The sequence below is a fragment of the Floridaenema aerugineum BLCC-F46 genome (assembly GCF_041929345.1).
GTDB classification, from domain to species: domain Bacteria; phylum Cyanobacteriota; class Cyanobacteriia; order Cyanobacteriales; family Aerosakkonemataceae; genus Floridanema; species Floridanema aerugineum.
Map to the genome: position 1 here is coordinate 21796 of NZ_JBHFNQ010000005.1, position 25903 is coordinate 47698.

The 25903-nt window shown below is 42.1% G+C and carries 21 protein-coding genes; 15 read left to right on the top strand and 6 right to left on the bottom strand.

Annotation, left to right across the window (positions count from 1 at the left end):
• Positions 1-28: 28 nt before the first annotated feature.
• Positions 29-1714, bottom strand: coding sequence for an alpha/beta hydrolase (locus ACE1CC_RS00425; protein WP_413268500.1), 1686 nt, complete (start codon positions 1712-1714; stop codon positions 29-31).
• Between the two features lie 197 nt (positions 1715-1911).
• Positions 1912-2439: a DUF3124 domain-containing protein gene (locus tag ACE1CC_RS00430; RefSeq protein WP_413268501.1), complete on the bottom strand. Its 528-nt coding sequence runs from the start codon at positions 2437-2439 to the stop codon at positions 1912-1914.
• A 144-nt stretch (positions 2440-2583) separates the two neighbouring features.
• Here ACE1CC_RS00430 and ACE1CC_RS00435 point away from each other — a divergent pair, with 144 nt between their 5' ends.
• Together ACE1CC_RS00435 and ACE1CC_RS00440 are read left to right on the top strand one after the other, a co-directional pair.
• Positions 2584-3465 (top strand): SMP-30/gluconolactonase/LRE family protein, encoded by an 882-nt coding sequence (locus tag ACE1CC_RS00435; RefSeq protein WP_413268502.1) that lies wholly within the window; start codon positions 2584-2586, stop codon positions 3463-3465.
• A gap of 3 nt (positions 3466-3468) precedes the next feature.
• The gene (locus ACE1CC_RS00440) at positions 3469-3966 is read left to right on the top strand and encodes an META domain-containing protein (protein ID WP_413268503.1); all 498 of its coding nucleotides are present in this window, start codon (positions 3469-3471) and stop codon (positions 3964-3966) included.
• Between the two features lie 77 nt (positions 3967-4043).
• Here ACE1CC_RS00440 and ACE1CC_RS00445 read toward each other — a convergent pair whose 3' ends face one another.
• Complete coding sequence (locus ACE1CC_RS00445; RefSeq protein WP_413268504.1) at positions 4044-5240, bottom strand: bifunctional sterol desaturase/short chain dehydrogenase; 1197 nt, start codon at positions 5238-5240, stop codon at positions 4044-4046.
• A 63-nt stretch (positions 5241-5303) separates the two neighbouring features.
• Positions 5304-9263 carry an AAA-like domain-containing protein gene (locus ACE1CC_RS00450; RefSeq protein ID WP_413268505.1) on the bottom strand — a complete coding sequence of 1320 codons (3960 nt, stop codon included), beginning with the start codon at positions 9261-9263 and terminating at the stop codon, positions 5304-5306.
• Between the two features lie 439 nt (positions 9264-9702).
• Between ACE1CC_RS00450 and ACE1CC_RS00455 the strand changes: the two genes are divergently transcribed.
• Positions 9703-10335, top strand: coding sequence for a hypothetical protein (locus ACE1CC_RS00455; RefSeq protein ID WP_413268506.1), 633 nt, complete (start codon positions 9703-9705; stop codon positions 10333-10335).
• Here ACE1CC_RS00455 and ACE1CC_RS00460 read toward each other — a convergent pair.
• A complete protein-coding gene (locus ACE1CC_RS00460; RefSeq protein ID WP_413268507.1) occupies positions 10332-11684 on the bottom strand; it encodes an AAA-like domain-containing protein in 1353 nt (450 codons plus the stop codon). The two genes, ACE1CC_RS00455 and ACE1CC_RS00460, sit on opposite strands and share 4 nt — an antisense overlap.
• 427 nt (positions 11685-12111) lie before the next feature.
• On the opposite strand from ACE1CC_RS00460, the gene ACE1CC_RS00465 reads away from it, so the two are divergent.
• The 6 genes from ACE1CC_RS00465 to ACE1CC_RS00490 all read left to right on the top strand — a co-directional run bounded on the left by ACE1CC_RS00465 (position 12112) and on the right by ACE1CC_RS00490 (position 20217).
• A complete protein-coding gene (locus ACE1CC_RS00465; protein WP_413268508.1) occupies positions 12112-12237 on the top strand; it encodes a hypothetical protein in 126 nt (41 codons plus the stop codon).
• Between the two features lie 24 nt (positions 12238-12261).
• Positions 12262-13527: a PrsW family intramembrane metalloprotease gene (locus ACE1CC_RS00470; RefSeq protein WP_413268509.1), complete on the top strand. Its 1266-nt coding sequence runs from the start codon at positions 12262-12264 to the stop codon at positions 13525-13527.
• Positions 13528-13696: 169 nt separating this feature from the next.
• On the top strand, positions 13697-14509 hold the full coding sequence (locus tag ACE1CC_RS00475; RefSeq protein WP_413268510.1) for a hypothetical protein: 813 nt from the start codon (positions 13697-13699) through the stop codon (positions 14507-14509).
• Between the two features lie 317 nt (positions 14510-14826).
• Positions 14827-15459 carry a hypothetical protein gene (locus tag ACE1CC_RS00480; RefSeq protein ID WP_413268511.1) on the top strand — a complete coding sequence of 211 codons (633 nt, stop codon included), beginning with the start codon at positions 14827-14829 and terminating at the stop codon, positions 15457-15459.
• Positions 15460-15606: 147 nt separating this feature from the next.
• Positions 15607-19872: a beta strand repeat-containing protein gene (locus tag ACE1CC_RS00485; RefSeq protein ID WP_413268512.1), complete on the top strand. Its 4266-nt coding sequence runs from the start codon at positions 15607-15609 to the stop codon at positions 19870-19872.
• A 108-nt stretch (positions 19873-19980) separates the two neighbouring features.
• Positions 19981-20217 carry a CsbD family protein gene (locus ACE1CC_RS00490; protein WP_413268513.1) on the top strand — a complete coding sequence of 79 codons (237 nt, stop codon included), beginning with the start codon at positions 19981-19983 and terminating at the stop codon, positions 20215-20217.
• 174 nt (positions 20218-20391) lie between these two features.
• On the opposite strand, the gene ACE1CC_RS00495 is transcribed toward ACE1CC_RS00490, so the two are convergent.
• Positions 20392-20559, bottom strand: coding sequence for a hypothetical protein (locus ACE1CC_RS00495; protein ID WP_413268514.1), 168 nt, complete (start codon positions 20557-20559; stop codon positions 20392-20394).
• Between the two features lie 245 nt (positions 20560-20804).
• On the opposite strand from ACE1CC_RS00495, the gene ACE1CC_RS00500 reads away from it, so the two are divergent.
• The 6 genes from ACE1CC_RS00500 (at position 20805) to gvpF (ending at position 25857) form a co-directional block, all read left to right on the top strand.
• Entirely contained in the window at positions 20805-22967 is a 2163-nt protein-coding gene (locus tag ACE1CC_RS00500; protein WP_413268515.1) for an ATP-binding protein, read from the top strand.
• A 359-nt stretch (positions 22968-23326) separates the two neighbouring features.
• A complete protein-coding gene (locus ACE1CC_RS00505) occupies positions 23327-23572 on the top strand; it encodes a hypothetical protein (RefSeq protein WP_413268516.1) in 246 nt (81 codons plus the stop codon).
• Positions 23573-23596: 24 nt separating this feature from the next.
• Positions 23597-23791 (top strand): hypothetical protein, encoded by a 195-nt coding sequence (locus ACE1CC_RS00510; protein ID WP_413268517.1) that lies wholly within the window; start codon positions 23597-23599, stop codon positions 23789-23791.
• A gap of 337 nt (positions 23792-24128) precedes the next feature.
• Positions 24129-24581 (top strand): gas vesicle protein, encoded by a 453-nt coding sequence (locus tag ACE1CC_RS00515; RefSeq protein WP_459563774.1) that lies wholly within the window; start codon positions 24129-24131, stop codon positions 24579-24581.
• A 41-nt stretch (positions 24582-24622) separates the two neighbouring features.
• Positions 24623-25096 carry a gas vesicle protein K gene (locus ACE1CC_RS00520; RefSeq protein ID WP_413268518.1) on the top strand — a complete coding sequence of 158 codons (474 nt, stop codon included), beginning with the start codon at positions 24623-24625 and terminating at the stop codon, positions 25094-25096.
• A 26-nt stretch (positions 25097-25122) separates the two neighbouring features.
• Positions 25123-25857 (top strand): gas vesicle protein GvpF, encoded by a 735-nt coding sequence (gene gvpF, locus ACE1CC_RS00525; RefSeq protein ID WP_413268519.1) that lies wholly within the window; start codon positions 25123-25125, stop codon positions 25855-25857.
• Positions 25858-25903 lie beyond the last annotated feature (46 nt).

Genomic DNA, 25903 nt, shown 5'->3' on the forward strand with positions numbered 1-25903 from the left:
AAGTACTAAATTTGCTTTTACGTCTGACTCATTTACTCTTTTTGGGTAGTAATTTTGGCTCTATTGACCTTAACAAAATCAAATTGTAAGGATCTTCACTAATTGCCTGGGCATAAGAAGCGGAAAGGAAAGGACGATAATCAGAATCATTGGTAAGATAAACTCGGAAAAAAGCTAAGTTTAAAGCTTTTAGATAGGATTTGGCAACCTCTGGTTCCTTAATTGTTACTCTGTCTGCGACATTTTGATCTGGAGATGCCAGGTCACTTAAACTGGAAAAATTAAGATTAAGGTGATCGAGTTTTGTGGCTACAACTAGATATTTGTCTCTGGTTTTCAACCAACTAAAAGCAGGAGCTTGTTCTAATAAAAGTGGGCTGAAAATATCTTTATCAACGGCTCCCCAGAGAATTGGAATGTTGATTTTACTTAAACCTGCTTCACCGTAAAGACTGCTACTACCAGGGAAAAGCACTGACACCGCTTTAATTCTATTGTCCCGAAAGTTGTAAGTTTTTTCCGGTAGTTCTAAAGCTTGACACTGAACTAAAAGTGATAGTTTTACTAAGTTTTTTTTGGGAGTACAATCTTTTTTCAATTGGGCAAAGTTGAACTGGGCTCCCGCCAAAGCAAGTGCTGTATCACCGCCGAAAGAATTACCAAATAGTCCGACTTGTTGCAGATTTAGTTGTCCGTTAAATTCAGATGAATTCAGTCGTTCGAGTTCATCTAACATATAACTTACATCTAATGGTCGATTAATATAGGCAGTTGTTTTAAACATTTGTGGCGATAAACCTTGGAAAAATGCTTGCTGTTGTAAGTCGTCACTATCGGGATGTTGGGGAATGGCAACTGCAAAACCATGAGAGGCTAAATGTTGGGCTAAATATTCGTAGCGATCGAGCTTTGTCCCAATTCCATTAGAAATAACTATTACAGGTATTTTCTCGCCATTTGGTACTTTAGGTAAATAAAGCTCAAGGATAAATTCACGCTGACGATTTGCATCTCGCAGTTTTTTGGTTTGCTGGGAATAACTGAATTTACCGGGTTCTTTTAAGTTTGGGAATTGGGAAAAATCGATCAATGATTCAGCTTTTTTAACTTGGACATTTGTTTCTTGCAGAGCCGCAACCAAAGCATTGGTTTTTGAAGTCAGTGCGGAAACTTCTTGAAATTGTTGCATGATTCTTTTGGTATTCAGCCGAATATTTGTCGGAAATTTACGCAGGAAATTAATCAGAGATAACCCATCAGAATCAGCAGTAGATAAAATTAAAGCAGAGCGAATTCCATATAAGCCATTTTGACCTCCTTCAACTTGAATTAACTCTCCCAAATAAGTCAGAAATCTTTGCCCAAACGAAGAGTAAAAGAATCGGGACATTAAGACTGAACTAAATTGATAGCGGGAGTTTAATACATTACGTAACTGTGCCTTTTGTTCTGGACTAATGCGATTAACAATCAAGGCTAATTCTGGCTCTACTTTTCCTTCTTTAGCAAACTTTTCTAAAGAATCAACAGAAATCGAAAAATCGAGCGGGCCATAATTAAAGTAGATGCGATCGGCGGCTCTAACTGGTAAAGCAGTCAAGATAAATACCAGGGAGCAAGCACCCAACAAGGGAAAGAAAAATCTCCGCATAATCAACTTCCTCAACTGCTGGTGAATATTTGCCAGGTGCTTATCCAACATTCGTTTATTCATTCTTTAGTCGTCTTGCTTTCCGCAATAAGTAGTTTTGCACTCAAACCTATTAATCTTATAAAACAAAACATGAAACAGGCAAAGGTCGATCGCATTACCCACTGGCGCTCGAACTAATACCTCTGTACCTACCAGCACCCAAAGGTAGAGGTGGAACAGTGGAAATGCGATCGGTGTCTCATTAACCGGACATGATATTATTTGCTATTGGTGCGAGTTTTGATAACTCTACCAGGGCTGACCAAAGATACTCCCTGATTGCCACTGGCATTGATCATCACTGCCTCAATTACAGGTTCAGAAACTTGCTTTTGAGTTACCCACTCTACAATAAAACTGGCTCCTGCACCACCAGTGGTGTCTTCTTGATCGACTATAAAATTCGTGGAAGCCAATCGGGGAAGTTCTACGGGTTGCTTTAAATATTTGCGGACAAGCTTACCGTTACTATCGTAATAGTTGACAGAGGCAATAATTATTGGGTGAGTCAGGTCAGTGTTGCGAACACTAAGCGTACTGGTTAACTCCATTGTTCGACCACGCTCCCAGATGTAGATATGAGAGTAAATGGGAACATAAACGGTTTGACCTCCAATAATTTTCACTCGGTTGTCAAGGGTGACAGCTTTCAGTTGAGTGACAGGTTCTCTTGGCTTTTCTGGTGCTGTGCAAGCTGTTAGCAATACTAACAGTGGCACGATGTAACTACACAGGTATCGCTTCATTGAGTTTGGAATTAGGAATATGGCAAAGGTTGAGTCGAGGGAGGGGATGGGGGGATACTTAAAATGAATATATCAGGTTAAAAACTCAAAACTCTCCCAGTTCCGGGTTCCATAACAAAATCGAATCATTTGGCAACAATTGTGATGAATCAATCGTCTGTTCAAAATGTACTTTCTGCTCGTGCCCGTTTGGGTGAAAGTCCTGTGTGGGATGTTGAGAATCAACGACTTTTTTGGGTCGATATCTATAATCATCGGGTTCATTTGTTCGATCCAGCGACTCGACACGATCGCTATTTTGATGTCGGTAATGTGGTTAGTGCGATTCACAAAGCAGGTAGCGATCGCCTACTTTTAGCACTTTCTAATAGCCTTGCTTTTCTCAATTTGCAAACAGGTGAAGTCACGCCTATTCACCAAGTTGAATTTCCCCATCCCGACACACGCTTTAATGATGGCAAATGCGATTCCCAAGGACGCTTTTGGATCGGTTCCATCAGTGAAGCACCGGGACAAGCAGCGCTATATCGTTACGATCCTGATGGTTCTTGGCAGGTAATGGAAACAGGGTTAACCATTTCTAATGGATTAGGTTGGAGTCCCGACGAGTCAACATTTTATTTGACTGATTCGGCGCAACATAAAATTTACGCTTACAACTTTGAAGCGGCGACGGGAACGATTAGCGATCGGCGTGTATTCATTGATTTGAGCGACGAAGCGGTAGAACCTGATGGATTAGCGATCGATTCTGAAGGCAATCTTTGGTCTGCACTTTGGAATGGTTGGTGTATTGCTTGCTTTAACTCAACAGGTGAAGAAATCTTCCGAGTTAAAATGCCAGTGCAACGCCCCACTAGTGTTGCTTTCGGTGGAACTAATCTCACAGACCTTTATATTACATCGGCTGCGATCGGGCTGAGTCAAAAAGACATTCAACAGCAAATTAACGCCGGAGATTTATTTTGCCTGTCAACTAACTCTCCGGGAATGCCTAGCCACCAATTTTTCAATTCATCAATGTAGAATATGAACCGTAAAACTTTATTTATTGTCACTTTAATAGTTGGCTCAGTTGGAATTACATCCCTCAATTCTGTAGTAGCACAACAAACTGCAAAAAAACCTACTTCATCTTATGAAATGGTTCAATCCTCTTCACTCAAAGGGAGTTGGCGACTGGCAAACATGGCAGAATCAAACTTGCCAACGCCGATGGTTCCCCCCCAAGAAACTGAACTAACAGCAAATTTTTCCCAAGGACGCATTACTGGTTCGGGTGGATGTAATCGCTTTATGGGTAGTTATGAAATTAAGGGCGATCGATTAACTATTAATCAACTTGCGTCAACTTTCAAAGCTTGTCAAGAACCGATTATGAATCAGGAGTCCAAATATATGAAAGCACTGCAAGGTGCCCAAAGATTTGAGTTAGATGATAAGGGTCAATTAACAATTTATTATCAGAGCGAACAAGAATCAGGCGTTTTGCGATTTACTTCTAAAAGCGTCCGAGGGTTGTGGTAATTTTGGGGGTTAGGGGGTAGGGGTTAGGGGTTAGGGAAAAACTCCTTAAGCCCCTGGAACCCCCCCTGCTACCCTGCTTATTTAGACGTAAACAAGCGGAAATAAAGAGATTGAGAAAACTCCTTAATTGGAAAGGCGATATAAGTAATCGGGTTAATGGTAACAATAATGTCCCGAAAATCTCGTTTAGCTAAAGCTACGATCGCCCAAGCTATCCATCGAGCAGACATTACACCATAAGGATTAAGTTGACTCTTAAATGGCCCTAATATTAACTTCCGAATCACGCAAGGAGCATCTAAGCGACGCAGAGTAATTAAGTCTCCGAGAGTTCTTTTAGACAACTCATACAACGGACTAAATGCTGGATTTACTTCGGCTTCGGATGTGTTAATCCAGAGTTCTTTAATCGCTTTGTGGTCGGATTCGGTGACAGTTTCTAGAAATAATTCCCCTAATTTTACGGCAGAAATAGTGTTGATTTCGTAAGCTTTTATAATCGCTTCGGGGGAGCGATCGCCATGTACATTCACACCATGATTAACGATCAAAATATCAACGGTTTTCAGACGGTTGATTAACTCTGATTCTGCTCCTAATTCCCAGTAACATACATTAATTCCTGGCTTAAATTCAGCAGATTTATTAGTAGTGAAAGCCACTACTTTAGCACCTTGCAAGGAAAGTTCTTCAATTAATGCTTGTCCTAAAGTACCAGAAGCTCCGGTAATTCCTACTACTTTTCCCTTCAAAGATAGAGCAGTTCCCAACATTTTATCTGTCAATGTAAAGTAACCACAAAAGTAAGCATTGCCCTGATCGAAATGATGTCGCCAGTGATAAGTACGATTCACTGTCCATTGGGAAGGTATTTCGACGAGATCTCCTTGTTTATGAGCAAAATCAGTGACGAGCAAAAGTCCTTGGGAGCGTGCGATCGCAGGAATCACAAAGACAAAAGAATACAAAACACCGAGCCACATTCCATATATTCCAAAGCTCTGAGCTATTCCTGCTGCTAAAGCCGTTACTTGGACCATTACCAGAGACTCAGGTACATCATTGTACAATTGTGCTTTCTTATAAGCCTCAAAGCTAGTCATGCTCAAATCACGGCGATAGGCTTTGTGATGCAGGTTATGGAAGCTTTGTAAAGGTTTCCAGTAGTGCCCTGCGAGGTGATAGGCATCCCGTACCACTTCGGCAAATAGGACAGAGAGCAGTCCCAGCAGTATTTGGATTAGCAGTTGAGGGTATAGCAGTTGGAAGTCCATCCGGGTTCGTAAAGTTTTTTAGTTATTTGTAAACGAGGTTTATGGGTTAATAGTAATACTGAATCATTTACAACGGCTGGAATTTTTTGTGCGATCGCCTTCACCCAGTCTACTGTTAGCCGGATTCCGATCGCCTAGCGAACCGTTAGGTTTATCGCGCAAATAATCCCTTGTCCAGGTACAACCAAAATTCAAAATCTGGTTAATATCTAACACTCGATCGATCTCCCAAACAATCACCACATCATCCAACCCCGTCGAAGCTAACATTGCCCCTCTATTCTCAGTCGCTGGATAAAAAGCTACATCCAGCGCCCTTTCCTCATGTCCTTCTAGGGTTGCAAGTGTTGTTCCGTCTAGTTTCCAGAGTTTGATAGTTTTGTCCCAACTGGCAGAAGCGAGGACAACACCCCAGGCTTTTGGGAGTCCAGAGTTGGCGGGAATGAAGGTGATGGAGTTGATGCGATCGCTATGTCCCCGCAAAGTCCGAATCAGTTTCCCATCCAACGACCAAAGTTTAATCGTTCCATCCTCACTCGCAGTAGCGAAAATCTGACTATCTGGACTAAAAGCAACATCCCAGACATTATATTCATGAGCTTTCAAATTAAGTTTAAGTTGAAACTGTCCTGTTCGGTCCCGTTGCCAAAGTTCAATTTTTCCTTCTCCACCAGCAATCGCTAACCATTTTTGATCCAAGCTAAAAGCAACCGCATTCCAATGACTTTTTTGCTGAGTCAGAGATTGGCGTAAAGTGCCATCTCGATGCCAAAGTTTTGCTGTTCCCTCCCAACTTACAGAAGCTAGAACAGTTCCATCAGGACTAAACGCCACATCAAACGCTTTATCATTATGCGCCTTGATAGTTCGCACTAACTTACCATCAGCAGTCCATAAACGGAGAAACCCATCATTGCTAACAGATGCCAAAGCTTGACCATCAGCACTAACATCCACCGCCCACACCTCATCATCACCCGAAGTTAGAGTTTGCTGAAGTTTTCCCTGACGACTCCAACGCTTAATCGTACCATCAGCACTTGAGGAAATCACAGATTTGCCATCAGGCGCAAAAGCCACATTCCACACCGAAGCGCGATGTCCTCGCAACACCGTCAAGAAATCTGACGAAAGTTGCCAGATGCGAACTAGCTTGTCTTCTCCACCAGAAACTAAGCTTTTTCCATCGGGGCTAAATACCACTTCCCAAGTCCCACTAGGATGACCTGACAAAGTTTTAGTCACCGCAGCAGATGGATTCCAGATTTTAATTGTGTCATCCCAACTGCCAGAAGCCAAGGTTTGCCCATCTGGACTGAATGCTAAACTGATGACGGCGCTATGGTGTTCTGATGCTTTGTGCAGAAGAGTTCCCTGCATATTCCACCAGACAATATTGCCATACCAATCTCCCGCTACTAAGGTTTGACCATCGGGGTTAAAGGCTACACTGATTAAGCGATTTTGTCCTTTTTCTGAGGGAATGGGGTTTTTTAGCGTCCGAATTTTGGTGCCATCGAGATTCCACAGGATTATTGTATTATCCCAACTGGCAGAAGCGATCGCCTTTCCATCAGGACTAAACGCCACATCCCAAACGAAATCACGATGTTCATTTAAGGATCTAACCAAAGTTCCATCACTGCGCCAGAGTTTTACTAGGTTATCTTCTCCCGCTGAAGCAATCCATTGTCCATTGGAACTGACGGCGATCGATCGCACCACACCCTGATGAGCTTTCAGAGTTTTTAACAGTTTACCATCCCGATTCCATAACCGAACTGTGCCATCATCCCCAGCGGAAATCAAGGTTTTTCCATTGGGGCTAAACACCACATCCATCACCGCACCTTGATGACCTTTGAGAGTTTTCCCCAAAGTGCCATCGTTTTTCCAAAGTATAATTGTAGATTGTTGATAGGTGGAAGCGATTGTTTGCCCATCTGGACTAATGGCGATTCCGTACACTCTCCCTTTTTGTCCATTCAACCGATTGCGTTCAACTACTTGAAACGCTGCCCGACGCAAGTTATGATTGACAGATCTAACTAACTCAGAGGGAACTCCCAGTAAGGTTTTCAGGCGAGTCTCAGCTTTCATCGCCGTGACTAAAGCATCTAAGCGATTTCCAGAAGCAAATTCAGCTTCGGAGGCGTTTGCGATCGCTTCTACCTCGCGCCAGTTAGCTTTCTGTTGTTGAAGCACAGCGTAAAATCCCAATCCACTGGCAATTACAAACGCCAAACTCACAGTTCCTAAAAGCCATCTTTGCAAACGACTCGCCCGTTGTTCTTGCACTAGCCGTTTTTCCACTTCTTGCAATCGTTTGATTTCTTCGGCTTTTTTCAGGTTATCTAGATCGGTGCTAACACCAAACCATTTGATAATTTCATTGCTGCTATCTCGAATGGGAATTGCCCGATTTAAAAACCAGCGGTATTTCCCTTCTCCATCTTGCATTCGCAATTCTACTTCATAAGGTTCTCCCGTTTCTAGAGCTTGTTTCCAAGCAGCGAGACTTGGCGATCGATCTTCAGGATGCACAACTTCTAAGCGTTTCCAATCAGTAATCCCATCCAGGGAACGCCCCAAAAATACCTCACCTGGTTGATTAATATAAGAAAGTCTACCATCCGGCTCAACAATCCAAACCATTTGGGGCACAGCTTCCGCAAGTTGCCGAAAAAACCTTTCGCTTTCCTGTTGGGCGATTAATTGTTGTTCGATCAGTTGTCGTTCTAGTTCCTGACTCGCAGCGAGAAATTGATAATCCAAATCGCTCAAACTTTTTTCCTGTGCCCACCGTTGCGCGTCGAGGAGAAATTCTCCGCGCAACAGTTGGGAAACATCGCTGCGCCCGGAAGTTACCCAATTATCGATCGCATCCGCATAAGGACGAAGATAGCTTAATTGCTGTTTTACCCAATTTAAATCAAAAACTTTTTGATAAATTGGATTTTTGATCGCTAGTCGATCGCCCTGACGCACCACCAATCCTGACAACAACAATTCCATCTGTTCCCGACTATCATCAACAAGAACAATTTCCCCTTGCAAAAGTTGTTGATAAATTCCCAGCAATCTTCCCGTGCGGTTTTGATTCCAGAATAAGCGATCGCGAATCGTCCGCAAATGCACAGGTTCATCGTGCGTTTCCCAGTTCTCTAAAACATGAGTTTTCACCAATTCTTCCACCCAGTATGACTCCATCCCTGGCGGAACTTGCAACAAAGTTGCCCCAGTTTGTTCAATTACATAAATTACTAATTGACAAAGTTTTTGGGTGAGAAAAGGTTGTCCGCCCGTCCAGTGTAAAATTGCTTTTAGGGTAGCGATCGGTTCTTCCACCACAGGTTTAAGTCCTTCTGCTAAAGGCGTTGCTTCCGTTGCAGTAAATCCATCTAATTGAATCGCTTGTCCAATATTAAAAGGTGTGCGTTGTTTATCCGCAATTAAATCTGAGGGAGTTGTCACCCCGAATAATGCCATGTTGAAGCGTTGATAGCGGGAGTCGTGCGATCGCTGATTATAGCAAGAACGAATCCAAGCAAAAAAATCATCCGTTGAGAATTCCAAACTCAACAAACTATCGATTTCATCAATAAAAATATAAATCGGATTTGTGGGAAATTCTCCAAATAAAATCTCTTCTACAAACACTGTCAGACATTGAATTAATGATAAATCTTGATATGTTTTGAAGAATTCCCGATAATTTACTTTTCCCAGTAATCCGAAACTTTGCCACAAACTAACGATAATGCCACGATACCATTGTTCGGGGGTAATGCGATCGCTCCCCAAGCGAGTCATATCAATATAAGCACATTGAGCACCTTCTTGCTGAAGTTGTTCTTTCACCCGCACCAACAACGATGATTTTCCCATCTGTCGCGCATTGAAAACATAGCAAAACTCCCCAGTTTGAAGAGTCTGATAAAGTTCCTTATCAGCTTGTCGCACCACATAATTAGGTGCATCCGCCTGAAGACATCCGCCAACTTTGTATCGAAAAGAATTCATCAGCGATCGATCTATTCGTAGGGTGCGTTAACGCCAGTGTAACGCACCATCCCACTAAAATCTTGCACCAATTCCGAAATCCGCCTGGAAATCAATTTCCAGGCTAATAGCTAAACTCCTCCTAAGAGACAAATTGTTTCTTTCATCGCTAACGGGCATTCCCGCCCGTGAACCGCTCTAAAGAGGACTAAAATACTTATAGGACTTACGCACTGATACTAAATATGGTGGGATGGTGCGTTACGTTAACACTAACGCACCCTACGAATAGTGACTAAAGAATAGCGGGGTATTTAAACCGGATTTGGTATAAAATACTTAATAGAATTGTGATGCTTTCAGTCCATTTTAATGGACTTTCGCTATTAGCCTGCGAATTGATTCGCAGGCGGACTAAAAACGCAAGTGCAAGATATCACTTTAATATATTTCCAACTATATGACGCAACTCAAAATTCTCGATCCAGAACAATCCTATACTTTTCGTTCCTATTATGAATTGCCTTACGATACAGATCGCATTTTAGCCGAATTTGGCTACAGTTACGTTAATCAACGCTTGAAACTACCTCAATCTTCTCGAAAAAGTGAGCGTCTTCCTGCTATCAAACAACAAATTGAAGAGATTTTGCCTTTAGTAGTTCTCTCCAGCGAAACAGCAAAACGAGAATTGTTAGTTGCACCATTATTGATCGAAGTTGCCCGTTTTTCTCAATGTCAGTTACGGATTGAATATTCCCTGAAAGTTAACGATTGGATGAAAGGAGAATTAGATTATTTATTACGACTCAATCAAGAATTAGTGGTAATTGAAGCGAAAAAAGATGATTTATCCAAAGGATTTACACAATTAGCTGTTGAGTTAATTGCGATCGCTCAAGCCGAAGAAAAAAAACAAGTATACGGTGCAGTTACGATCGGTAACGCCTGGGTTTTTGGCTACCTGAATCAACACAACAAGCACATTATTCAAGACATTACACTTTACCGAGTTCCCGATGACTTAGAAATATTAATGGCAATTATTCTCGGAATTCTCGAAGCCGATCTAAATTCATCAATACAACTCTAATTAAACAGATAATTTTGAAAAAACGATCGATAAAGTTCGCAACTCAACTGCCATCCATTAGCACTAGGATTAATCAATCCCATTCCTTCTAATTTATAAGCGAGAATCGAGTCAATAGCAATTGCAGTTTCTCCATTCGCCAAAAGTTTTAAACAATCAATCCATTGAGAATTTTGGTTAATTTGTGCCAGCATCCTTTGTAAAGGATTATGATAAATTCCTTTCAGAGTACAAGCAGATTCTAATAGTTCATTTAATGTCATTCCCTGTTGTAAATGATAGAGGGCAATTGCCACTAGAGAAGGATTACCACCAGTCAAGGAAAGGACGCTTTTGCACTCATTTATATCATTATCGATCGCACCATAAACACTCGCCAAACTTTCCACTTCCTCTAAATTAAACTCCGGTAACGGTATAGGCAACCCAATATTAAAAGGTGATTGATTAATATCCAAAGGTAAATAAGCATCTGTGGAATAAGCAACTACCAACCGGAGTTTTTTCCAAACTGGATCTTGCTGTGCTTCTTCGTGCCACGATCGCAATAACGGTAACAGATTTTTTGCTGTATCATAGTACTCGAAAATCCGTTCAATTTCGTTAATTATTAATACCAAAGGAGCGTCAAATTGCGCCAGAATCGACTCGCGCATAAACAAAGTTGTACTCAATTTACTTCCCAGTAAATCATCCCAATATTGATCGATATTAGAATCTAACTTTAACTTGAGAGAAATTACCTTACAAAACCATTGCAAAAAACTGTGAGTATTTGCTAAAGTTTCGCTATCTGCTTGTTGCAGATCGATCGCCACTGTCGCATATCCCATAAGATTAGCATAATCGATAATTCGTAAAACCAAAGAACTTTTTCCAAATCCGCTAGGCGCTTTAATCCGAATCACACAACCTGGTTGTTGGATTTCTTGAAAAGTGCGATCGTCCACTCCCGATCGACTCACATAAAGGTTAGAATCAATTGGCACAGGCCCACTAGGATAACGTATTTGTGTAGTCGTAGGAAATGACTCCTTTTCTGTTATCAACCTAGTATTTTCCGCCTCTTCACCCACCTGTTGAAGATCGCTTTCCCACAAATCTAAATTAAATGCGTTAAATAACAGGTGTAAACTACGACGATCGACCCCCGTTTTTCCTGTCCACAGGCGACTTAGGGTACTGGTAGAAATACCTGTGCGATCGCTCAATTGTTCCGCTGTAAACTGCTTCCCTTGATTCTCTTCCGTTTCCACAACCCGAATTGCTTGATTCAGACGACGCAACCCACTGGTACTGAGTCCAACTCCCCGTTTCCGTTTTCCATGAGATTTTTTTACTTGATTCATGGACGTAATATTTTCTGGCTACCCTAAAAACATTAAATCACTTAACCAAAACCTTAACTGATTTAACTGATATCTATTCTACCATACAATAAATAAAAGTCTAGATTAACATTTGTGTTTTCAAGTCCCAAAAACTTTGCAGATGCTTAAATGACTTAAATGAGCTAATTTATGCGGTATCAATTAGCTTATCTGACGTTTCTAAGTTAAACGATTGACCAAAATTTATAATTAAAAATACTCATTTATTATCTGAATTAAATGAAAAAAAACATCAATTACAAGCCAGATTTTTCCCCTAGATTTTTAGAAATATTTCTATGTTTATTCACGCCTCTTGCTATATTCTTAATGCGATGAAATAAAAACGAAATTAGCTCGTAAGTCAGTGTACAAATAGCTTGTTTTCATGTATGCGGAGTAACTTGTGAAAATCAACTGGAACAACAAACTCATAGCATCTGCCAGTATTGGGTTAGCGATCGCCTCCCTCAGCCCGATCCTTCCCGCCCAAACCGATACCGTTCAAGCGTTATCCAAAGGCAATGAATAACTTTGAACAGCGATCGAGGTGCTTATGCCATTAACCAACCGAGCCAGAATCCTCTATGATTCACCGTTAAGTCACCCCCGCAAAGCGATACCGATCGTTCTCTTTCTGGCAGTGCTGGTAATTATCAGTGCGCGAGTCCTGATTCGCAATTTTTTTGGCGGTATGTCTCCTGCGGGTTTTCAAATCTTTCTCCTTAGTCTGGCAGGAACACTACTAATCTCAATTATTCCTCTGGCAATTTTGTGGTTTTTAGATCGGCGCGAACCAGAATCAAAGTGGCTTTACCTAATTGCCATTCTCTGGGGTGCCTTGATCGCAACTGCGCTAGCCTACCCAATTAACACCTGGATAATTGAAAATATTGCCAATCTGGTAAAAACAACCCCCATCCTTCAGACTATTTATGGTTCTGATGCCAAAACAGTTATTGGCGCACCTTTGGCAGGTCCAATTGTCGAAGAAACCACCAAAGGATTAGGGATTTTGCTTTTATTCTGGCTTCTCAAATCCGAATTTGATGGAGTGCGGGATGGGTTTATTTACGGTGCGCTAGTAGGGATTGGCTTCAATCTGCTGGAAGCGCCGTTTTATGTGGCGAAAGGATTTATCGCTACAGGGGATGTGCCGCTATATTTTCAAATGGCCGATCGCTTTGCCCTCTTTGGTTTAGCCGGACACGCTCTGTACTCAGGTCTATTTGGTATGGGACTTGGTTTAGCTCGCCAAACAACTCGTAAATGGCTGCGGTATGCGGCACCCGTAACTGGTTGGTTGTTGGGTTTTGTAGGGCACTTCCTCAATAATGGGATCGGTCTAATTCTTTTCTTAGCGATCTATCTGGTGACGGGTAAATCGATCGCTGCACATGAACCTGCCAAACCAGCCGTTTCTGCGGTTGTTGAACCTTTTCTCAACCAGTGGTTTCAGCATAGTGCCATCAGAGCGATCGGCTTTTTCCCATTCTTTCTGATAGTGGGGGTAATGCTCTGGCAAAGCGGTAATTGGGAGTTGCAGGTGATTCGAGATGGACTGGCAGATGAAAAAGAACCAGTGATTACGCCTGGGGAATATGAGGGGGTGAAGGGCGATCGCTTATTTGCCACTCGTCGCATTCCTGGGTTAGATCGACGCACATCAAAAGCGATCGTCCGGGCACAGAACGAACTGGCAATTCGCAAATGGCGGGTTAATCATGACGGAAAAGATGTAGAAACCGATCCTCTAGTTGCCTCCTGGCGTGAGGAATTGGCACGGTTGCGAGAGCGCATCAAGACTGCGGTTATTTCATGAAAAAACCATTAGTTCGAGCCATTACGATCGCGCAGCATTGCCTAGTTGTAGGGTGCGTCAGAAGCCGAAATTTAGCGATCTCTCTCCAAAATTTTGCCATCTGACGCACCCTACTAAACGTAACTAGCAACTTGAGTTAGTATCACTTTTTTTCTATTAGGAGTAACCAATGAAAATTAACTTGAACCAAAAATTGACCGCATTAGGGACTGTAGGATTAACCATTGCCACTTGGCTTTTACCCTTCATACCCACAGCTTCAGCAGAAACCCTTGCCAGAGCCCAAGGTCGTTGCAAACTAACCGAAGAAAGTTCTCAATATCCTAGATTTGACGGGTATTGTGTCATCAAACAAAAACAACAAGGCAGCACAATCATCTTCGTAGTTGAACTAGACGACGGATCTCAGTATCGGTTTTTTGGCCCAGATAGAGAATCGCTGCAAGTAGAAACCCACGATGAAGTCCACAACGTCCGCTTTAGAGATGAACCTGACAGAGGAGTATTTACTTGGGAAGAAGATGGAGCCAGACACCGTTTATCCGTCAGGTTAGACAGTCAACATTCTCCCAACGTTTCCCACGATGGTAATCATGGCGCATCAGTAGGTGAAGTGGTTGCAGGTGCGGCTGTTGGGGCATTAATCGTCGGACTGATTAGCGGCAGTAATCATAATCGTTCCTCTTCCAGAAATAACTCAAATTCCAGAGATACCTCAAATTTCAGAAATACTTCAAACACCGCCCAAGTTCGCGTGGGTGAATCTGTATCAAACTTAGAAGATTTGGTAGGCGCAAGAGCCGGACAAGCCGAAAATACTTTGCGCGATCGCGGTTACGTTTGGGTGAAAGCAACTCAACAAGCAGACAGCGCCTATAGCAACTGGAGAGAAACCCGCACCGGAAACTGTGTCGCCATTAGAACCACCGATGGACGGTATGCAGCTATTGTTTATGCTCCCAAGGCAGATTGCGATCGCTAACCCCCGCTTCGATCCCCCCTAACCCCCCTTAATAAGGGGGGAACCGGATTCCCAGTCCCCCTGATCAAGGGGGCAACCGGATTCTAAGTCCCCCTTATTAAGGGGGATTTAGGGGGATCGGATTCCCAGTCCCCCTGATCAAGGGGGATTTAGGGCGATCGAATTCCAAGTCCCCCTGATTAAGGGGGATTTAGGGCGATCGAATTCCAAGTCCCCCTGATCAAGGGGGATTTAGGGCGATCGAATTCCAAGTCCCCCTGATTAAGGGGGATTTAGGGGGATCTCCAAAGCATGAAAACACACCCTAAAAAATAACCATGAAAATCAAAACCATTCTCCTAACATCTATTCTCTCTATCACATCCCTGGGCATTACCCTTGCTGCCAAAGCCGACACCGTAACCGCCCGTTGCGATGTTTACCCCAAAGGCGAAGATCGGGCCACTTCTACAGGCCCTTGTACCTTTTCCCAAAGACAAGGTTTTGTCAGCATTCAACTGGAAAATGGTAGACGCTACGAACTACGTCCAGTAGGCAATCAACCAGGTAACTATCAAGATCAAAACGGGCAACGTGCCTTTCGGCAATCAGGACTAGGCGACAAAGGACAGATTTATCGCCTTGCCAATCAATCAATCTACGTTTACTGGGATACAGGTTCTAGCAATGATAATCAATCCAACTCATCTACAACCAGTAGTTCCTCCCCCACCCCAGTCACCGTAATCACCAAAAAAACTCCTAACGAAATCACTGTTCGGATTACTGAAGGAGAGTTCAAATATTCAGGAGTGCTCAGACGGACATCCGGCAACACCTTTATCGGATCGGATAGACGAGTGCGAGTCATTTACGATCGCAAAGCCGCCAGAATCACAATCATCAACGTCGCCACCGGAGACGAGTTCTACAACTACACATTCACCGACGTAGACGAAGGTCGTTTATAGAATCCTTCGGGTGCGTCAGACACTACATTTGCTTGGGAGAATCAGGATTTGAACTTCTGACGCACCTACCCATCGCGATCGCAATTCTTTTTATTCACAGTAAAGTAAATTATTTCTGCAATTTTTCATTATTCAAAGGAGTTCACAATGACTGAAGTTATTTGGGCAAAAGGTTTCGGTAGTACTGGGCCTGATGCTGGCTACGATATTGCCACCGACAGTAGCGGCAACCTCTACAGCATAGGTTTTTTCAGTGGCAGCGTCACCTTCGGGAATACGACCCTGACTTCCCAGGGAAACAGTGATGTATACATCACCAAACAGGACAGCAGTGGTAATGTGATTTGGGCAAAAAGTATCCCTGGAACTGACAGCAATAGTCCCAAGGCTATAGTCACCGACAGTAGTGGCAACCTCTACGCCACAGGTGTTTTCTCTGGCAGCGCTACCTTTGGGAATACGACCCTGACTTCCACCAACAGTAAGAATGACATCTTCGTAACCAAACTGGAGAGCAATGGCAATTTCACTTGGGCGAAAAGTTACGGAAGTGATAATAATGACATAAGCTACGACATCGCCACCGACAATAGTGGCAACCTCTACACCACAGGCTATTTCGGTGACAAGGCCACTTTTGGGAGTACGACCCTAACTCCCCAAGGCGGCTTTGACATCTTCGTAGCTAAACAGGACAGCAGTGGCAATGTCGCTTGGGCGAAAAGTTTCGGTGGTGCCAGCGGCGATGCTGGCAATAGCATCGTTACCGACAGCAGCGGTAATGTCTACACCACAGGTAATTTCACTGGCAGCGCCACCTTTGGGAGTGTTACCCTGACTTCCCAAGGCGACGCTGACATCTTCATAACTAAATTGGACAGCAGTGGTAATGTTGCTTGGGCGAAAAGTTTTGGTTCTATCGGTACTGACACAGGTTCCAGCATCGCCACCGACAGTAGTGGCAACCTCTACACCACAGGTGTTTTCTCTGGCAGCGCCACCTTTGGCAGTGTTACCCTGACTTCCAAAGGTAGCACTGACATCTTCGTAGCTAAACTGGACAGCAGTGGCAATGTTGCTTGGGCGAAAAGTTTTGGTTCTATCGGTAGTGACGGAGGTAACAGCATCGCCACCGACAGTAGTGGTAATGTCTACACCACAGGTATTTTCACTGGCAGCACCACCTTTGGGAGTGTTACCCTGACTTCCAAAGGTAGCAATGACATCTTCGTAGCTAAACTAGACAGCAGTGGCAATGTCACTTCAGCGATCGGTATGGGGGGTAGTGGTGCCGATCAAGGCAGAAGTATTACCACCGACAATAGCGGCAATGCTTACATCACAGGCGCTTTCAATGGCAACGCCAGTTTCGGAACTAAACTTCTAACTTCTAAAGGAAACTTAGACACCTACGTAGCCAAACTCAGCCTGTTACCCATTGTCACCCTTGGTTCTACCACACTTGCCAGAGAACAAGGTCACATTAACGGTACCTTTACCATTAACTTAGACACACCAGCCCCACAAGGCGGTTTAACTGTCAACTATAACATTGGCGGAACAGCCACCCGTCCTGCTGATTACAATCTAGCTAAAGGCAACGGCATCACCACAGTTACGCCCAACAGTTTTACTATTGCTGCTTTCCAAACCACTGCAACCTTAAATGTCGTCCCTGTTGACGACACTGATGTTGAGCCAACTGAAGTCGTCCAACTCACCTTAACCAGTGGTAGTAACTATAAGCTCGGTACCATCACTCAGGCTATTGTCCCCATTCTCGATGATGATGTAGCGGCTCCGATTATTCCCCCAGTTATCACCATTGCCGCAGGTACAAATCCCAGCGAAGCAGGTAGCAGCAACGGCACCTTTGTCGTCACCTTAGACAAACCCGCACCCGCAGGCGGTTTAACCGTCAACTATGGTGTAGCCGGAACAGCTACCAATAACACCGACTACCACCTAGCCACAGGCAACAATCTTACCGCCATTACACCCACCAGTTTTACTATTGCAGCCGGACAAACCACTGCCACAATAAATGTCAACCCATTTGATGACAACGTAGTTGACCCGAATGAAACTGTCCAACTCACGTTAAATAATGGAACTGGCTATACGGTTAGTGCTAGCAATAATGCCACTCTGACCATTGCCGATAATGATGTTACTCCCCCCGTTATTCCAAATCTCCCGACTCTCCCGACTATTACTATTGCGCCAGGGACAAATCCTAGTGAAAGAGGTACGATCGATGGCACTTTCCTCGTTACCTTAGATAACCCTGCCCCCGCAGGTGGTTTGACCATCAACTACAGTGTGGCGGGAACAGCTACCCGCACTACTGATTACACTATTGCCAGAGGCGACAAAATTGCCAACCTAACTACTAACAGTTTTACGATCGCAGCTGGAGAAACCAAAGCTACCTTAAACGTTACTCCTGTAGACGATGGAGTGAAAGATCCAGGAGAAACCGTCCAACTCACGTTAAATGCTGGAACTAACTACAATGTCGGTGCTACCAAAAACGCCACCCTCTCCATTGCCGATGATGTCCGCACCCTCACCATTGCCCCAGGCACAAATGCCAACGAAAGAGGTAGCAACAACGGTACTTTTATCATTACTTTGGACAGCCCCGCCCCCGTAGGTGGTTTGACGATCGACTATAAGGTAGGGGGAACTGCCACTCCCACCACTGATTTCTCTTTGACACCGGGTAACAATATTTCCAGCGTAGCTGCCCAAACTTTTACTATTGCGGCGGGACAAACCACTGCTACCATAAACGTCAGCCCCGTTGAAGATACCGTGTTTGACCCGAATGAAACTGTCGAACTCACCTTGGAAAGTGGTGCTAGTAACTACACTTTAGGGGCTACTACTAAAGCCAGTGTGACCATTGCCGATAATACACCCACTGTTAACGTTACCTCTCAAGGTTTTGCCGGAGAAAGAGGTCTAGTCAACGCCACTTTTATCATTATCTTGGATAGTCCCGCCCCCGCAGGTGGTTTGACGATTAACTATGGTTTAGCCGGAACTGCTACTCAGAATACTGATTACAACTTAACCACAAGTACTAACATTATCAACCTAACTGCTAATAGTTTTACCATTGCAGCTTTCCAAACTACCGCTACCTTAAACGTTGCCCCACTTACTGACAGTGTATTTGATCCCAATAAAACTGTTCAACTGGTTTTAAATAATGGAACTGGTTATAACCTTGGCAGTGCTGTTAATGCTAGTATTGCGATCGCCGATCTAGAAGATTGTTTCTGTGATTATATTACGGCTCCCGATCTGAATAATTTGCCCGGTGTATTCATCAATTTAAATCCATTTGACGATCTCCTAGATGGTAATGATAACTCTAATTTTCAGGTCGGCAACTTTAGAAATGATGAGATTTTCGGTTTTGCTGGCAATGATTTTCTCCTTGGTGAAGGAGGTAATGATAATTTAGTTGGTGGAACCGGAAACGATCAAGTTTTTGGTAGTACCGATGACGATTGGGTTGCTGGTGGAGAAGGCGACGATTTTCTCAATGGGAACCAAAATCAGGATTATGTTCAGGGTAATGAAGGTAATGATACGGTGCGCGGCGGTCAAGATACTGATTTCGTGCGCGGCGGTCAAGGTAATGACATCATCTACGGCGATAAAGGCGATGACATTTTAGCTGGTGATAAAGGCGACGATACTGTATTTGGCAATGGTGCTAATGATTTATCAGGAAGTACCGATGATGATGTGATCTTTGGCGGTGAAGGTAATGATTTGCTTCACGGTAATACTGGCAAAGACTTTATCTTTGGTGAGGATGGTAATGACACGATTCGTGGTGGTCAAGGGCAAGATTATCTGTTCGGAGAAGCCGGAGATGATCTGGTGTTTGGCGATTTAGGTAACGATTTTATCTGTGGTGATGAGGGCAATGATACCCTCGTCGGGGGTAATGGAACAGGGGTTTCTGATACTGATATTGATGATATTTGTGGGGGGAAAGGTGATGATTTAATCTTTGGCAATCAAGGGACAGATTGGCTAAGTGGTGATAGTGGAAATGATTCTCTTTATGGTGGTCAAGGAAATGACACTTTGATTGGTGGTGATGGGAATGATTTCCTCAGTGGTGATTTGGGTAATGATTCTCTGACTGGTGGTAATGGAAGTGACCAATTTGTGTTAGCTGCTGGTAAGGGTGGTGATGTGATTACTGATTTCCAAGATGGGGTAGATTTCTTGGCTTTATCTGGTGGGTTGACTTTCGCACAATTGGCCTTTACCCAAAGTGGAAATAATACGGTAATTACTCAGCTGGTTAGTAATGAGTTGTTGGCAACTTTGAATGGAATTGCTGTTAATTTAATTACTCAGGCTGATTTTGTTTCTTTGCCTTAGTTTGGTACGTTGTTGTGCTAAGCGCGAATCCAGCGCAACAACGTACTACTTGACATTTTTTCCTGGTGCATATAGCTTGATAATTAGATTATTTTCTGAAGAGGAATTATGAGCATTGAAGACAAAATTAAAGCGGCGGCTAAAGATGCGGAAGGCAAATTACAAGCAGCTGCGGGTGAGTTGACTGGCGATCGCAAAATGAAAGCGGAAGGAGAAATCAAACAAGCGCAAGCAGCGGCTTTGAATACAGCGGCAGATATTAAAGATCAAGCCCAAAATTTGCTGGATGGAATTAAGAATGCTGCTAGTGATGCGCTCGACAAAGTGAAAGAAAAACTAGATTAGGTTGGTTCAATTCTCATTAAGCAAATTAACTGGCGATCGGCTAATTGTTTATTAAACATCTCCAAAAAACCTTGTAGAGACGTTATATATAACGTCTCTACAAGGTTTTCAGGTAATGCACCTTGTAATTCTGGAAATGTCTATTGTTTAGCATTAGCCGATTATTTACAGGACTTACTGCAGTTTGTGACGCGAATCTTCTAATTGTCTTTGTCGTTTTAATTCTTCTGCTTCTTGTCGTCGTCTTGCTTCAATTTTCGCCCGTCTCTGACGTTGAGCTTCTAATAGTTTTTGTTTCCATTCGGCGATTTCTGCTTCCGAAAATTTGGGTGTGCCACTCATAATCCTTATCTTATATCTAATCTTAATTGAAGTTTTAATTAACTAAGTTCACTATTTATTTTACCCATTTTAGAACTAAAGCGGTCAAAAATCAATTCTTTGTAACTACTGTGCTAACTGCACCACAAAATGCTCAGCAAGTTCTGGCTTTTCCTGATCTGGTTAAAAACCTCAATTTATTTGGCTCAAAAAAGTGATATTATAACTACACTAAGAACTATGAAAAGCATTTTATAAGTGAGAATATGAAATTACACCTGCGATTTATCTTAATTGTTCCTTTTGTATTACAAATTTTTACAGTGGTGGGATTAACAGGATGGCTTTCTTTACGCAATGGACAAAAGGCAGTAGAAAATATTGTGATTCAATTGCAGCGGGAAATAGGCGATCGCATCGAACAACACCTCCATAATTATTTACAAAAACCCTATATCGTTAATCAAAACGTTTTAGATGCAATTAATCTAGGATATCTCAATCCTGAAAAACCCCGCAGTATGGACAGATACTTTTTACAAAAAATTAAATTGTTTGCGGGAGTTAGTGTGATTCAAGTTGGCAACGAGAAAGGCGAATTTTATGGAATCAACAACTTTAATGAAGAAGGTTTGATCATTTCGATTGTCGATCGCGCCACAGGTTACAACATGAACGGCTACGCCACCGATAGCCAAGGGAAACTGACGCAAAAGTTAATCGGTTCCATACCAAACTTCGACCCGCGTCGTCGCCCTTGGTATCTTGCCGTCGCTACCCAAGGTAAATCAATCTGGAGCGATATTTATGCTTTTCGCGGAAGACCTCAACTTGCCATAACTCTTGGGACTCCCATTTACAATCAAAACCACAAGCTAAGGGGAGTTGTAGCTACAGACCTAGTTTTGTTAGATATTAATCGATTCCTGAGTAAGTTGAAAATTGGCAAGTCAGGACAGACTTTTATTTTAGAACGTTCCGGGCTATTGGTTGCCAGTTCCACAAGGGAACATCCTTTCTACTCGACAGGTAAAAACGAAACATTACAACGACTTCCAGCTATTAATAGTCAAAATAAGTTAACAAAATTGACGGCGAAATTTTTACAAGAACGCTTTGGTGATTTCAGCAAAATTAGTGGGAGAGAGAAACTAACTTTAGAGATAGATGGCGCACGGGAATTTTTACAAATAATACCTTATCAAGATAAATCAGGATTAGATTGGCTAATCGTGATAGTTGTGCCAGAAAAAGACTTTATGGCAGAAATTAATGCCAATACTCGCACTACCATTTTGCTGTGTATTGTCGCATTAGGCATCGCTACAGTGTTAGGAATTTGCACTTCTCGTTGGATTTCTCTCCCTATATTGCACTTGATTCAATCCGCAGAAGCTATGTCTCGTGGCAATTTAGACCAACAAGTTTCTAAAGGCGTGACGATCGCAGAACTTAATACACTGTCTAATGCCTTCAATCTCATGGCAAACCAATTGAATGCTGCTTTCGCAAATCTAGAACAAAAAGTTCAAGAACGTACAACTGAACTGATGGAAGCTAACCTTGATATTCAAGAAAAAAACCAACATTTGCAACAAACTCTGCAAATGTTGCAGCAGACTCAAACGCAATTAATCCAAGCCGAAAAAATGTCGAGTTTGGGACAAGTAGTAGCAGGGATTGCCCATGAAATTAATAATCCGATTACTTTTATTTCAGGAAATATTGAACACGCCCGCGAATATACCGAGGAATTATTTGAATTACTGGCGCTTTACGAACAAAATTCTCCCAATTTACATCCAGCGCTCGCCAAAAGATTAGCAGAAATGGATCTGGAATACTTGCGTGAGGACTTAGAAAATCTGTTTAATTCTATGGAAAGAGGGAGCGATCGTATTTCTAAAATTATCCGGGGTTTGCGTAATTTCTCTCGCCTTGATGAATCAGAAAGGAAGGCAGTAGACTTACACGAAGGACTGGATAGTACGTTAATGATTTTGCAACATCGCTTAAAAGCTAGTAGCGAGTACTCGGAGATTGAAATCGTCAAAGATTATGGGAAACTTCCCCTAGTTAACTGCCATGCTAGCCAAATTAATCAAGTGTTTCTGAATATTCTGACTAATGCGATCGATGCTTTAACTCAGTTTCCCGGTATTGATTATCCCAGAATTCAAATTACTACCAAAATGTCGGACGCACAAACAGTAAAGATTTACATTGCTGATAATGGGCCGGGAATGGATGAAAGTGTTCGCCAAAAAGTTTTCGATCCATTTTTCACCACCAAACCTGTTGGTCAAGGAACTGGTTTAGGATTATCAATTAGTTACCAAATTATTACCGAGCAACATCGAGGACAATTACAATGTTTTTCCCAACCGGGGAAAGGTGCAACTTTGGCGATCGTCCTGCCAATTTTGTAAGGACACAGGAGATTCTCTTAGTCCTTCGTCCTTAGTCCCTAGTCCCCTGTCTTTAGTCCCCGAATTTAGCATAATTCTACAGGGGATTGACGGCGAAAAATACGTATATTAGGCATGATTGAGTTTGACCGAACTCGATCTAATTGTCTCCAGCATAGTAGGGTTTTTCTAGAGATCGATCGCTTCTGACTCTCCTTAATATATGCTGCAATTCTTTCAAGTCTGCCCTAAGAAGTAAAAAACTGCTGCAAAATTTACATCTTTTGATACAAACTGAAATCGCCACAAGGTAGATGATCGAAGCTTGCGAAATTTGGCATATATAGAATTGAAATTTAGGAAATACTTTTTATCGACTTATGTTTGACCTAATGCAAGCGGCTGTTAAACCATTAATTAATAACACTGTTACGCCTTTAACCCTTAACTGGAAACTGCTGGATGTTGCTTACGAATTATATCTGGAAGCACCGCAAGATTCCTATCCATTAATAAGCTTAAAAGAACTTTCTCGAAAAACAGGCGCAAGTATGCTCGAATGTCGTAATGCAATTGTTGAAGCAAATAGATTGGGTAAATTTCCCAATTGTAGCCTCGAATCTTAAGTATCGACTGAAAGCTTTCAAACGATGGATTTGGAAGCTATTCGTCACACTTCTTGGCGAGAACAAATTCCCCTAAGTCCGAAAAGTGTATTGCGTTTAGTTGAACGTCCTCTGAATCGGTGGATTTTTGAGAATTATCCAGATTTTAATTTATTAGCAGGAAAGCGCTTAGTTATTGATTTAGGACAAAATAATTTACTATCAGTCTTAGAAGGATGAGGTTAGATGCAGAAATCTTAAAAATCATCAAAAAAATTAATGTTTTCTTAAGATTTCTGGGGGATGAAGAATAAAACTACAAGTGAGGAATTTATAAAATTTTATGGCGGTTAAATAAATAAAAATAGCTAAGGAATATGTCATTTTTAAACTTTTATTTTGGGGAGGTTTACAAATTTAAAAGCAATTGATAGGATTGATGACAATATTGGGGGTGGAGCGGTCGCGAAACTACCAAATTAACTATAATAAGGTGAGGTAAAAAACAATTAACCTACAAATTAACCGCAGTACAGCCAAAAAATCGGTTGTATATCATTAGAGAGTCGAACTAATTGTGACTTATTCGCCAATACAACCAACTTCTAAGATGAACTCTGGGAGAGCAATTGCCACTTCTACCCAAGGCTCAACTTTAGCAGATATTCTCGAACGAGTTTTGGATAAGGGAATTGTGATCGCTGGAGATATTTCTGTATCGGTTGCTTCCACCGAACTGTTGCATATTCGCATCAGGTTGTTAATTTCTTCCGTTGACAAAGCTAGGGAAATGGGCATTAATTGGTGGGAAAATGACCCTTATTTGAGTAATAAAACCCAGAATTTATTGGAGGAAAACAAACAACTTCAAGAACGGTTGCAAAGTTTAGAAGCAAAAATGCGATCGCTAAAAGCCGCTACAATGAGTCAATTGGAATTACCGCCATCTCCAACGGAAAAAGTTACTCGTAGCGAACATAGAAAGCGTCGTTCTAGTAAAGCAGAAACGCCTTTACCGCAAGAAGAGTAAACGATTCGAGGTTTGATAAGTAAAAATTTCTGAAAATCTCTATGGAATTAGTTAGCACACCATTTGAAAGTTCTGATGAAATATCTCCCAAAACTCACAAACTAAACAGCAAATCAGGTTTAGCTTCTTTATTGTTAACGGTGGTGGAACTAATTCGCCAATTGATGGAAGCGCAAGTAATTCGGCGGATGGAAGCAGGAATTATCAGCGATTTAGAATTAGATAAAGCCGCAGAAAGTTTGCAAAAATTAGAAGAACAAGTGGAACAATTGTGCGAGATTTTTGAGATCGATCGCGAAGATTTAAATGTAGATTTAGGCGAATTTGGGACTCTTTTACCCGCACCCGGAACTTACTATCCGGGAGAAAGTACTCATAATCCTTCGGTGTTGGAATTGTTAGACAGGCTTTTAAACATTGGAATTGTTTTACATGGCGATGTAGATTTAGGATTAGCTAATTTGAATTTAATTCACGCTAAATTACGTTTAGTTGTTACTTCATCAGGTGATTAAGGCTTATTTATTTGGAGGAAAAGCTGATGAGTTCAGGTTTTTATCTTTACGGCATTTTACCCGCACCTCTTGCGGAAACAGTTAGACTGGAAGGATTGGATAAAGCACCAGTTCAAAGTCAGGTTATCGATGGATTTAACTTTTTGTATTCGGAAGCAAAACAAGAGAAATATTTAACTTCTAGACGGAATCTTTTGTGCCATGAAAAGGTGTTAGAACAGGTGATGAATGAAGGTTTTCCTAACCTTTTACCGCTACGTTTTGGATTGGTAGTGAAAGATTGGGAAGCAGTTACCAATAACTTGATCAATCCTTATAAGGAAAAATTGGAACACTTATTTGTCAAGTTAAGTGGACAACGAGAAGTTAGTGTTAAGGTATTTTGGAATAGTAATTCGGAAATGCAAGGGTTGTTAGTATCGAATCCTAGTTTAAAACAAAAACGGGATATGTTGGAAGGGAAAACTTTAAGAATGGAGGAAGTTATCGAAATAGGAAAGTTAATAGAAGAAGGTTTGCAACTTCGCAAGGAAGAAGTTATTAATACGTTTCGCAATGAATTGGATATTTTAGCAGAAGAAGTCATTGAAAATGATACAATGACGGAAGAAATGATTTATAATGCGGCTTATTTGATTCCTTGGGATAGCGAAGCGAACTTTAGTGAAAAGGTGGAAGCGATCGATCAAAAATTTGGCGATCGTCTACGAATTCGGTACAACAATTTTACTGCTCCTTACACATTTGCTCAACTTGAATAATCAGTTAACATCTCCCAAAAAAAATATAGAAACCTTGTCTAGGTTG

Excerpts from the sequence above, each read along its gene's own strand:
- ACE1CC_RS00425 (WP_413268500.1), bottom strand. The coding sequence starts at position 1,714 with ATGAATAAACGAATGTTGGATAAGCACCTGGCAAATATTCACCAGCAG.
- ACE1CC_RS00430 (WP_413268501.1), bottom strand. The coding sequence starts at position 2,439 with ATGAAGCGATACCTGTGTAGTTACATCGTGCCACTGTTAGTATTGCTA.
- ACE1CC_RS00435 (WP_413268502.1), top strand. The coding sequence starts at position 2,584 with ATGAATCAATCGTCTGTTCAAAATGTACTTTCTGCTCGTGCCCGTTTG.
- ACE1CC_RS00440 (WP_413268503.1), top strand. The coding sequence starts at position 3,469 with ATGAACCGTAAAACTTTATTTATTGTCACTTTAATAGTTGGCTCAGTT.
- ACE1CC_RS00445 (WP_413268504.1), bottom strand. The coding sequence starts at position 5,240 with ATGGACTTCCAACTGCTATACCCTCAACTGCTAATCCAAATACTGCTG.
- ACE1CC_RS00450 (WP_413268505.1), bottom strand. The coding sequence starts at position 9,263 with ATGAATTCTTTTCGATACAAAGTTGGCGGATGTCTTCAGGCGGATGCA.
- ACE1CC_RS00455 (WP_413268506.1), top strand. The coding sequence starts at position 9,703 with ATGACGCAACTCAAAATTCTCGATCCAGAACAATCCTATACTTTTCGT.
- ACE1CC_RS00460 (WP_413268507.1), bottom strand. The coding sequence starts at position 11,684 with ATGAATCAAGTAAAAAAATCTCATGGAAAACGGAAACGGGGAGTTGGA.
- ACE1CC_RS00470 (WP_413268509.1), top strand. The coding sequence starts at position 12,262 with ATGCCATTAACCAACCGAGCCAGAATCCTCTATGATTCACCGTTAAGT.
- ACE1CC_RS00475 (WP_413268510.1), top strand. The coding sequence starts at position 13,697 with ATGAAAATTAACTTGAACCAAAAATTGACCGCATTAGGGACTGTAGGA.
- ACE1CC_RS00480 (WP_413268511.1), top strand. The coding sequence starts at position 14,827 with ATGAAAATCAAAACCATTCTCCTAACATCTATTCTCTCTATCACATCC.
- ACE1CC_RS00485 (WP_413268512.1), top strand. The coding sequence starts at position 15,607 with ATGACTGAAGTTATTTGGGCAAAAGGTTTCGGTAGTACTGGGCCTGAT.
- ACE1CC_RS00490 (WP_413268513.1), top strand. The coding sequence starts at position 19,981 with ATGAGCATTGAAGACAAAATTAAAGCGGCGGCTAAAGATGCGGAAGGC.
- ACE1CC_RS00495 (WP_413268514.1), bottom strand. The coding sequence starts at position 20,559 with ATGAGTGGCACACCCAAATTTTCGGAAGCAGAAATCGCCGAATGGAAA.
- ACE1CC_RS00500 (WP_413268515.1), top strand. The coding sequence starts at position 20,805 with ATGAAATTACACCTGCGATTTATCTTAATTGTTCCTTTTGTATTACAA.
- ACE1CC_RS00505 (WP_413268516.1), top strand. The coding sequence starts at position 23,327 with ATGTTTGACCTAATGCAAGCGGCTGTTAAACCATTAATTAATAACACT.
- ACE1CC_RS00510 (WP_413268517.1), top strand. The coding sequence starts at position 23,597 with ATGGATTTGGAAGCTATTCGTCACACTTCTTGGCGAGAACAAATTCCC.
- ACE1CC_RS00520 (WP_413268518.1), top strand. The coding sequence starts at position 24,623 with ATGGAATTAGTTAGCACACCATTTGAAAGTTCTGATGAAATATCTCCC.
- gvpF (WP_413268519.1), top strand. The coding sequence starts at position 25,123 with ATGAGTTCAGGTTTTTATCTTTACGGCATTTTACCCGCACCTCTTGCG.